The following is a 1,060-nucleotide window of genomic DNA, read 5'->3' on the forward strand; positions in this document are numbered from 1 at the left end:
ATGATGATGCCAGTGAATGGGACGAAATGGAAAAATGGATGAACCGCTCAATATTTGGCAAGTTTAACCGTATTGACCTGTTTCCACCATACCCAATTAGTGATACAGGTAACTACCTGTCCGAACAAGATTTTTATTTAGCGTCCCGCAAAGGGTTTTGTCGCACGGCGCATTACGAAGTAGCTAAGTTTGATTATATTGCTAAAAGCCGAAAGGAAGAAGCAGAGCGATTGAGAAAAAGAATAAATAATTTAGGATATCCCACATATCCAATATATCCAACACGTTCAACACCACAAAAAACCCAACCTGATCCTAAAAGCAGTAATACTGGCAATCCATCGGTATCAGATACTTTTTATAACTTATATTTAGTAATGCAATTACCGGATTTTGTCAGAAACAAAGCTAAATTTAAAGGTAAAGTGATGATCCGCCATGGTGAAGATGAAATGGAAACCATATTGGCAATAAGCGATGGTGAAGAACAGGTGAAGGTCGAACTGATTCAATATAATTCTAAACACTATGTAAACGTTTTTGAAGGTATCATTCGAAGTAAAGATGAAAATGAAGAAGACAGATATCGATATTTTGACGATATACCGGAAAATAAAGAAAAAGCGAAAAAAAAGGAAGATAAACAAAAAGAACTTGAAAATATCAATAACAAAGCAAATAAAAATTGGTATCAAATGCAAGAAGTAATTAGTAAGAAGCCTTCGCAAAATAAGGAAGAAGAAAGTATAAATAACGATGCTAATACAGAATCATCACCTAAGGTTGGATTATTTACCATTAACCAATTGTTAGGCATGGTTTTTAATAATTTTGAAGTAATTTGCACCGTGGAATATTTTCCGGAAGGCTATACTGACAGCCAAGGCAACAAAGCCTTTCCTTATCTGCTTTCTTATCAATATAAGGTGGTCAGCTGGTTTGATGAGTTAGTCGATAATGTGGGCGGTGTCATAAAATAAAGCAATCAAAAAAACAGGTAATAATCATGAACAATCAAAAAATAAAACATTTAGTTTCAAGTTGTAGTTTAGTCGTCCTA

1 protein-coding gene is annotated in these 1,060 nt (G+C 34.3%); it reads left to right on the forward strand.

Annotated elements, in window-relative coordinates; all coding sequences use genetic code 11:
- Window positions 1-980: hypothetical protein (locus GQ590_RS12025; protein ID WP_160422646.1), on the forward strand; the 980-nt coding region annotated here is incomplete at its 5' end.
- Window positions 981-1,060: the final 80 nt, after the last annotated feature.

Origin of the sequence: Gilliamella sp. Lep-s35, assembly GCF_009795845.1 — a bacterium.
Classification (GTDB): Bacteria; Pseudomonadota; Gammaproteobacteria; order Enterobacterales; family Orbaceae; genus Gilliamella.